The organism is Paraburkholderia sp. 22099 (genome assembly GCF_052045835.1).
Lineage (GTDB): Bacteria > Pseudomonadota > Gammaproteobacteria > Burkholderiales > Burkholderiaceae > Paraburkholderia > Paraburkholderia terricola.
This window is the reverse complement of the sequence record NZ_JBQEPU010000061.1, coordinates 1-8,599: the sequence shown is the minus strand read 5'-3', so window position 1 is coordinate 8,599 and position 8,599 is coordinate 1. Positions and strand designations below refer to the sequence as shown.

Genomic DNA, 8,599 nt, shown 5'->3' with positions numbered 1-8,599 from the left:
CGCCTGCACCACCATCTTCCTCAGGTGCGCCTGCGTCGCCTGGTCCAGTTTTCGGGCATCAGTTTTCGTCTTCATACCCGTATAACGCGCAAGGCACTATTTGGTGCACCCGTCAGTAACTGGCTGCGATAAATCATTCAGTCGCTGTTCGATGGCGTCCACGAGAACTCCCAGCATCTTTATCTTCAGTTCACCCCTTTCCGTAATGCCCGAAAGGAGGACATCTTCAAAGACACGAGACGCAGCTGAGCATGCTGACGCGAACCAGTCTGCATCCCGGATTCGGCTGGCTTGGTCGATACGGCGGTCCATGTCCACGAGATAGTCATTACGCGTACGTAGTCGCTGGTCAATCATGCATTCACCTTCTGTTTGTCGGAGAGCGCGGTCCAGGCTTCGTCCATAAAAGCCTGGATGCCAACGTCCTTGGCCTTCCAGCCACGGCTCGCGGCCGTGAGGCACTCCTCAATACCGCCTGCAGTACCACCGAAATGCCAGAACTCGCCGTCAGTGACCGCGAACCGATCGTGCGGAAAAGGAGCTTCGTTGGATTTCATGCCATCGAGGTAGACAATTTTAGGAACCCGTTGCACCTTCGCGTAGGCTTTCTCGATATCGGCCAGCAGCGACCTACATCTGGCATTTTCCTGCGTATCGCCAATCAACAGTAAAGTCTCGAGGCCGCGCGAGGTCGCCGGCGTTAACTCTTTACGTAATCGACGCATCAGACCAGATGACATGTGCCGATCGAATATGAAAACAAGTCTGGACCGCCGCACTACCTCCCAGAATACGACGCAACCGAGCAGTTGATCATCGTCGCCCACCTTCTTGTTGTGCATACGTCGCCTGGATATCAGGTCCATTTTTGGGATGGTCTGACTATCAAGCTCGGAAACCGGGTCCTCATGACGCAGCGATGGCCAGATCAGCTTCGGCGGCCCATCAACGGGCGCGTTAAGCAGTTTCGGATTGTAGACGGCAGAAAATACGTTGATTTCTTGCGGCGCTTCGGCCTTAGGTCCGCGAAAACTCATGACTCGCCTCCAGCTTTCCGGTTGGCGACCCATTCTGACAATTTCTTCGTGCGCTGCGCGTCATGGATGATCTCGTTCAGCTTGTCAACGACGACTGAGGGTTCGGGCACTGAAATCATCATCCCTGCACGGTCGCCGATGGAGTTTAGGGAGTTGCCCGTTAGCCAAACCTTGTCATCAATGACGAGAAACCGATCGTGGACTGCGGGCGTCCCCGTCATGACGCGAACCTTGATGTGCGACATGTCCTTTCTGCTTTCGAGTTGACTTAGCAGTACCTCACCGGCCTCTCTCACAGCGTCAATCTGATCCGTCTTCTTCAACTCTTCGCCACTCGTCAGGATGAGGACATCCATGTCGTCATAGGCGGTCGCCAGAGCAAAGCCAAAGAATTCAGTCGTGGCGAAGTACGGATCAACGATCCACACCCGTTTGCGCGCTTTGCCGATCAAATCCCGTATGAATGTCGTGGCTTCGCTGTGACTACCATGAAACCATTTCTGACCGAGACGCGCTGCTTCGTCGGCTCGCTGACGGTCAAATTCGCTTGATCGGAGCCGGGCGGGAATACCACCGGCTAGCACGGCGTCACGTCGCGTGCTCGACCAGCCTGCCGTCTTCATAGGCACGTCGTAATGGTCGGTCTCGCCGTTCTTACCCGGGATGATGACTCGCTTGGTTGCGCCGACGAGTGAGCCAGAGATGTTCACCTCCCGGACAAACCCGAAGGGCTCCTGCCAATCCAAGATGCCGCGTTCAGGGCACGAAATGATCAGTTCGACCTGCTCAGTCCAGGCGTTGTGAGGAATGACGAAATAAGGCTGTTGAACCGTGATTCGATGCACTGCGCATATTCCCGTAGGTCGATGTTCCGTCACTGCACCCGGAAACCAGAAATCAGGCACAGCTGGACTTTTGCTTGACGCCGCATTGGGTATGTTATCCGCGCTCGGTCGTTCCGAATGCTGTGCGATGGTTACCAAGGGAAATTTGGCTTCGGAGCGTTTATTCAGAAGTCGCGGATTTTCGCCGCTGCCCGACCCCTGCGCTTTGTAAGTTGGTGTGCGTTTCATTGCGGCTATGAACGGACGGTCGAGGTCGTCGTCCAGTTCGAACGGCCACGGTCTCATGCCGCTTCGCTCGATGACCGGTTTGCGGCGAGCGAATCGCGTTTGGTGCTGCCTCGACCCGCCCAGTAAGCTCCATTCGTCTCGCCACTACTCATAGCGATTCCGCTACAACTGCGAACCGGCCCTTGTTTCGCCCTTCTGTGGGAAGATCCACGAACTCTGTATGAATGATTTTGAAACCTGCCGTCTCCAATAGGGATACAGTGGTGGTTGGAGGGTGGGAGTCGAAAAAAAAGAGCGACCCAAACATACTCCCGGTGAAGCATGGATGCTCTGATCCACCGACCGTCAGCATAAACCTTCCTCCCGACCGGAGTGCATCACACGTTCGACAGAAAATTTTGAAGTGGTCCTGCCGAGGGATATGGAAGATGGAATCCCACGCAATGGCAGCAGCATATATTCCACTAGGTCTGAACGCCTCGATTGATGACTTCAACAGTTCACCGCCCGGAAGGTTAAGTCTGGCAATCTCTAACATACTTTCCGATTGGTCCACGCCGGTAAATTGCACCCCGCGCGTTAAAACATACTCGCCGATTGGAGAACCAGTCCCGCACCCAAGATCGAGGACTCTGTCGTTAGCTGCAACTCCTTCAAACAACAATTTTAGCAATCTGCTTTCATTCTCGCTGAGTTCCCTTCGTATCGTGGCCCAGCTATTTGCAATGCTGTCGTAACTTACGCGGTTGAGTGCCCTCGCCGCTTCAGATCTACATGAGAACATGGACATTTCAAACCGCCGTTTGTCGTTGATAGCGAACAGGAATGGTTTTCGGGCCAGTAGATCCGCAAAGGCGCTTGTGCTTGGACCTTTTTCTCACCGATTGAGCTTTCTCAGAGTTCCACAACTCGTCCAGCGACCGCAATTCGCAGCATCCAATCAAGTTATCAGGGTGCGCAGAATAGTAGCAAGGATAAACATTAAGTTTCCTGTCGATATAAACGCGTGTCGCGGAACATACACACTCCATGGTGCATCCTGTCCCTGCTTCCGGCTCCCAATTCTTCGCATTGCCTGATGGCGTGAGTATTTCTAACGCCGGATTACTGATAGACAATTCTTTAAGGCCAGCGTAAAATTCATTTAATGATTCAACGTACGCGGCATCGTTTAGAGCCAAGTCGTTTTCATTGCGCGGGACGCGGGGGAAAAAGCGAAATGTGCGAGTCCTCGGGGCGAAGCGGTCGATCAATCGCGTTGCGGTCGAAAAAGTTTTTTCGGTGAGCACTGCTGAAATGCAGATTGGCAATCCCACCGCAGAGCAGTTCGCGATAGCCGCCATTGCTTGCACAGCTCCCGCACCTCTCGATGAATTACTCACAACCGCGTCTGGGGAATCTAGACTGATCGCAACAAGTGCATTTGGAGCTGCATCAACGAACTCAGCACAAAATTTCTCCCTAGAGAAGCGAATCCCGTTGGTGTTTATCACGAGACTACGAACAGACCGGGAGGCTGCGGTAGTTATCTTTAAAAAATCCCGATGGAGTGTAGGTTCGCCCCCGGATAGCAAAAGCGAAAACACCCCAATTTCATGCATTTCCGCCAAGAGAGTTAGCGCTCTGTCCGTTGGAACGTCGGGTTGCCCCAGCGGAGCGGCGGAGCAATAGCTGCAATCGAGTTGGCACCGTCCTGTTATTTCGAAATCAATGTGAAGCGGCGCCGACAAGTCGCAAGTCGCGAAATTTTGACTCATGAGTTTGCTAGTTCTATGTGCTCCACATGCAACCGAAGCAAATCCGTCAGCCGATCGGAAGAGCCTCGGTCGGAATCGAATGTCGCTAGAAGTTTGTCCAACCTCTCATCTTTGCTAAGACCACTGAGAAGTTCGAACGCCGGTTGGTCGGCCGCATAGACCCTCTGAGTGTTCGTACTTATCAGAACTCCTCCCCATGGTTCTGGCCGAAGGACATAATTGCACTCCCGCTGTGTATTGGACGGCGGCGTCTCTTGATCCTTGCGCTTTTCATCATCCTCCCCCGTGTTCTCATTCTCACGCGGCTCACTGGGCTGAGGCTTATTGGGGTGGGGGTGGGGGTGGGGCTTGGGCTTGGTCTTGTCCCCGCCACCAGACCCTCCTCCCGCAGGACCGTGCATCCAGCCAAAGTAGGGCGACTCTCCTACCAGCCCGCGCTGATCTTGCGAGACATGGTGTAATAGGATTTCTATCTTCATTGTTTCCTCCGCATGCATCTGGCTAACTAGGGAGTGCTCGACGATCATGAGCAGACAAGTTTCGTGGCGCCATCGTGGGTCATCTAGAAATCGTGATAGGTGGTATTTGAATGATCATTACTGGAGCGATGGTTACTCTTTTCTATTTCCGGACTACGTTTGGCCGGACGCAAAGGTCGAAATTGACTTCATCCTCAGCAAGTGCGACTTGTACGGCAACTCTTGCATAGATCTTTGCTGCGGAATTGGCCGGCACGCCATCGAGTTAGCAAAGCGTGGACTTCGGGTACGAGCAATTGACTCAAGCGAGTACTTGCTCCTCAAAGCGCGAAGAAACGCGCGCGGTCAACAGATCGATTTCCTACGACAAGATCTTGAGCGAAACTTCGGCGCTCGAAGCTTCGACCTAGTCATAAACCTCAACAGCTCCTTCGGGCAGTTTTCCAGCCGGAGACAAAACGTTCAATTCTTGTTAAACATGGGAAACGCTGTATCGAAAGGTGGCTACCTAGTGTTGAGTTGCGTTACAAAAGAGATTGTTGCTAGGAGTTTTAATAAAATCGGCAAGTACAAGCTTCGAAACGGTCAGGTAGCTTATATTCGGACAAAGAGTCACGACTATTCAGAAATACAGGGGATATGGACCTTCGTCCGAAGAGGGAGTCAGTCGTCTTATCTCATAAGATATCATCTCTTTAATTCGTCATGGTTTTTGCATACTCTTATGCGAATCGGTTTTACCGCAATCGATTGTTACGGCGATTTTGACGGTCGCGTATATAGTAGCGTGGCCAGTGAAATGATAATCGTCTGTAAAAAACCAATTTAGATGTCCGCCGACAGACGCGTCGGTTTCGATCACGAGTCATTTATGCTAAGCGAAGAATAGGACTTTTAGTCGTTTTGTTCAAGGAAAGGGATTCTCAGCCGGCAAATAGATGTTGTCTTCCCCCGCGATGTGTGCGCGCCAAGACCTGTTAGACGGTCATTGCTGACACAATCGCTCGCTCAGCGTTGGGAAAAACCATCAACGGCGACTCCGGCCGTACGACCGGCCTCTTTCCGGGAGCAAGATGCCAATGGCCGCTTTGCGGCGTTGATTTCGAAGCGCAGATGGACTCGGCCCGACCCACTCCGGACGCGGAACGATGCCCCACCTCTTCGGCAGCTTTAAGCTCAAGCGGCCGTTCGGCTCGGAAGGTAGCCGAACGCGCCCAAGGCCGTCCCTTTATTCTTTAAAGCGATCGCGTAAATAGCGCAAACGCCCTTCAAGTAGTCGAATTTCCTCTTGAAGCCTGACATCCTTCACATTGGATTGCAGATGATTCTTCAGTGTGTTGATCTCTTTTTCAGCTAATCCTAACTGCCTCGGACGAGCTTTCAGGTATGCCCACGCACGTTGCATAGAGCATCGAGCTGATGCGATACCGAACTGCTGAGCTTTGGTAAGAGACGTTTCACATTCCCGCACCAGTCCTAGCCTAGCCTCGATGAGGCCCCGTGTATACCAGACTTCCCCCTCGCTAGGCAACAATTCAACAGCCTTCTGCGCCTGATGGAGAGCCGCCTCGTTATCGCGAGCATCATGAGACAAGAAGAAGGCGAACCGATTAAGCAACCATCCATTGGTACTATCGGTCATCACTGCTGCATCGTATAAGCGTCTGGCTTCCACGAGGTCGCCTTCTTGTCGTGCCCTATGAGCCGCTTTAGCTTGTGGAGTTCGGAATGCCTGAGGAAAGCGGTCACCGGAGAATCGCTGCGCCTTTTGTACAAAAGCAGAATAGTCAGCGCGCGCCCTAGCAATTTCTTCCGTGTTGGGACTCTTCGCTCCAGCTGAGGTCGTTACTTGCTTGTCACGGGCATATTCGAGAAAATTCTTTGAGAAAGCAATCTGCAAGGAACCCTGTACGTTAATCATGGAGGCGATACCCCCTGATTCTTGTAGCGCCGCCTCGGCAATCTGAGCAGACACGCCGGCTACGTCCGCGCAGATTTTCAACGACTGATCGTCATGCACGTCTCCAATCCGAGTCATAAGCAGCAAAAGGCGGCGGACGTCCTGACTAAGACGGGCCCACGCATCGGAAAATAGGAACTCCCCAAGATCTTTGCGGAGCATCGTCGCTACCTGCGAAGCGGCTTGATCTATCTTCTTTAATGCCGGATCGACCAATGCATTTGCAAACGCGGCGAGAACAATAGGCCGCCGTTCAAGCTTTTTCACGGACTCGAGAATGTCGGTATCGCTGGCTTTCTTAACAATTTTAATATTTAACTTTTCAGCGCGATCGCGCAAAAAGGCAAGGGCCTCACGCTCTGTGAGAATATCCACGGCGACAGGATATGCCTCAATTTGCTCCCAACGCCGAGACGTGAGCATGACTCGGCCTACGCGCCTGGATATCTCCTGCAATTCTTTGCGGAGAACGGCGCGTTCCTCCTCGCTTTCGATAAGCGTTTCTGCATTGTCAACAACAATTAAAATCTCTTTTCTTTCTAATTTTAATTCTGATTTAATCTTTGACTGTAAGTTGATCGCCGCCTGCGGAACATTGAATCGGTAGAAATCCGTCGATGGATATTTTCCGAAAAACAGAATATGCAGGTGCGCCAAGAGCTCTAAAAGATGTGGCTGACCAGCTGCAATGGGTTCAAGGCCATTCAGCCCCCATTGCCAGCGCTTTGCCGTGTAGAACAAGATCATTTGTGGCCGCCAGTCTACGTCCACTTCTTCGTCCAGAATCCGATGTAGGAATTCAAGAGCCAATGTGGTTTTCCCGTAGCCCCCATCACCATGAATCAGGCACGCACGTGAATCGACGTCATTTAGCCAATCCTTAAGTTCAATTAACTGAGGATCGCGGCCAGTGAATGAGTCTGTTGTGCGATCGGGAAGATAGACAAACGGTTCCCACGAATTATTCCAAATTATCGGCGCAGGCAGAGAGCGACCGGTCACATCACTGAATGGACTGACCGCCTCATAATTGAACTCTTCTCTCGAATCCCCATCCTTGGCGATTTGACAGAAGGCTCTCACACGCTCTGTACCTAGAAGTTTAACGCGGCGAATCAGGGCGGGTTGGCCAGCCCACCCCCTGATGAAGTCCAAGCGAAGTCGAAGTCGATCTGGTCCAATTGCCGCTTGTACCCCGTCATCGGCGAGAATCGGCGTGACATTCGCAAGACAATCAATTACAAACCGCAATGCATCGAGTTCGACATCTCGCGCATAGCCACCAACGAGTCCATGTCCTTCTGCGCCGTTGTTTCGGATCGAGACGACCCCGCGCAGCAGTCCCAATAGTGTCCGAGGTTGATCACCGCAGATTTGCTCCGCAGGCCTGCCGTGCGCGGAAGTCGCCAGGATACGCGCAACACCGACCCAGCCTAGCTGTTCAGCGGAAATCAGAAGCGCTTCCAAGGCGTCAACTAACGAACCATCCGCAGGCGCTCGTAGCGCATCAAGGATAACTTGATCGGGTTGAAATTCGATGGCAGGTTTTTGCTGGGAAATCCATTCAAGCAATCCGTAGTCAATTTGTTGCAGAAGCAGGCGAATGCAAGAAACTATTCGCACCCTGCATTCCACGTCTGACTTACATTGCTCAATCTCCAAAAACATACTATCAAAGTGATTTTTCATGGCCCGAAATATTTTATTGAAATATACCGATTTGATCCTTTAAATCCAGAGGAAGATAATTCGGTATTTTCTATAATAGTTTAACGTTGATCTTCAAGCAGACTGCTTGGATGCCGGTAGAGTTTAAGATTTCTCGTGCAAATACGCAACCAAGCATAGCGGTAACTATATGTGTCGAAGGTTTTGCGAGCGGCGACCCGTCGGCGTCGTCAAGCGAATGTCCGTTGTCCGGGCAAGGCAGCCGCACGAATGTCCAAACGATGACCGCGACGATTGACTTTTCCTGGCCAGGTTGGGTGAGGTCGCCAACGGCCGCTTATGGGCACTCCGGTTCGCATAAACCGAATCCACCCGACTGACCGGTTTCGAGAAGGTCATCTGACCGGAGTGGGTCGATGAACGAAACCGCTCGCGCGGTAGGGGGCTGCGGTCCGACGCTGGAGGTCAGGGAGGGGCCGGTCGCGCGGTTTATGTTGGCGAGTGAGGCAACCGGCACATCACGCTGACTGGCCAGGCCTTCTTCAGCGAACGGATCACCTCGAGGAGCGATCCAGTTCCTTGACGAAGAAGGCCGTGGACTTTTTTAGTATCTCGCGCTCCCTTT

The 8,599-nt window shown here is 52.4% G+C and carries 6 protein-coding genes and 1 pseudogene; 1 reads left to right on the top strand and 6 read right to left on the bottom strand.

What is annotated here, in order from left to right; translation table 11 throughout:
• Window positions 1-353: 353 nt before the first annotated feature.
• From ACTJLC_RS31390 to ACTJLC_RS31375, 4 genes are all read right to left on the bottom strand, one after another.
• Window positions 354-1,037 (bottom strand): hypothetical protein, encoded by a 684-nt coding sequence (locus tag ACTJLC_RS31390; RefSeq protein ID WP_440846336.1) that lies wholly within the window; start codon window positions 1,035-1,037, stop codon window positions 354-356.
• A complete protein-coding gene (locus ACTJLC_RS31385; protein ID WP_440846334.1) occupies window positions 1,034-2,167 on the bottom strand; it encodes a VPA1262 family N-terminal domain-containing protein in 1,134 nt (377 codons plus the stop codon). The genes ACTJLC_RS31390 and ACTJLC_RS31385 overlap by 4 nt, the downstream gene beginning before the upstream one ends.
• 91 nt (window positions 2,168-2,258) lie before the next feature.
• Window positions 2,259-2,894, bottom strand: a complete 636-nt coding sequence (locus tag ACTJLC_RS31380) for a class I SAM-dependent DNA methyltransferase (RefSeq protein WP_440846338.1) — start codon at window positions 2,892-2,894, stop codon at window positions 2,259-2,261.
• A gap of 7 nt (window positions 2,895-2,901) precedes the next feature.
• The gene (locus ACTJLC_RS31375; protein ID WP_440846332.1) at window positions 2,902-3,867 is read right to left on the bottom strand and encodes a radical SAM/SPASM domain-containing protein; all 966 of its coding nucleotides are present in this window, start codon (window positions 3,865-3,867) and stop codon (window positions 2,902-2,904) included.
• 525 nt (window positions 3,868-4,392) lie between these two features.
• On the opposite strand from ACTJLC_RS31375, the gene ACTJLC_RS31370 reads away from it, so the two are divergent.
• Window positions 4,393-5,175 carry a class I SAM-dependent methyltransferase gene (locus ACTJLC_RS31370; RefSeq protein ID WP_440846330.1) on the top strand — a complete coding sequence of 261 codons (783 nt, stop codon included), beginning with the start codon at window positions 4,393-4,395 and terminating at the stop codon, window positions 5,173-5,175.
• A 399-nt stretch (window positions 5,176-5,574) separates the two neighbouring features.
• Here the strand turns inward: ACTJLC_RS31370 and ACTJLC_RS31365 are convergent, their stop codons facing one another.
• Both ACTJLC_RS31365 and ACTJLC_RS31360 read right to left on the bottom strand, forming a co-directional pair.
• Window positions 5,575-7,995, bottom strand: coding sequence for a hypothetical protein (locus ACTJLC_RS31365; RefSeq protein WP_440846328.1), 2,421 nt, complete (start codon window positions 7,993-7,995; stop codon window positions 5,575-5,577).
• Between the two features lie 486 nt (window positions 7,996-8,481).
• Window positions 8,482-8,599 (bottom strand): annotated as a pseudogene (locus ACTJLC_RS31360) (IS3 family transposase); the annotation flags it as partial.

Coding starts and splice junctions, on each gene's coding strand:
- ACTJLC_RS31365 (WP_440846328.1), bottom strand. CDS start 7,995: ATGAAAAATCACTTTGATAGTATGTTTTTGGAGATTGAGCAATGTAAG.
- ACTJLC_RS31380 (WP_440846338.1), bottom strand. CDS start 2,894: ATGTTCTCATGTAGATCTGAAGCGGCGAGGGCACTCAACCGCGTAAGT.
- ACTJLC_RS31385 (WP_440846334.1), bottom strand. CDS start 2,167: ATGAGACCGTGGCCGTTCGAACTGGACGACGACCTCGACCGTCCGTTC.
- ACTJLC_RS31370 (WP_440846330.1), top strand. CDS start 4,393: ATGAGCAGACAAGTTTCGTGGCGCCATCGTGGGTCATCTAGAAATCGT.
- ACTJLC_RS31375 (WP_440846332.1), bottom strand. CDS start 3,867: ATGAGTCAAAATTTCGCGACTTGCGACTTGTCGGCGCCGCTTCACATT.
- ACTJLC_RS31390 (WP_440846336.1), bottom strand. CDS start 1,037: ATGAGTTTTCGCGGACCTAAGGCCGAAGCGCCGCAAGAAATCAACGTA.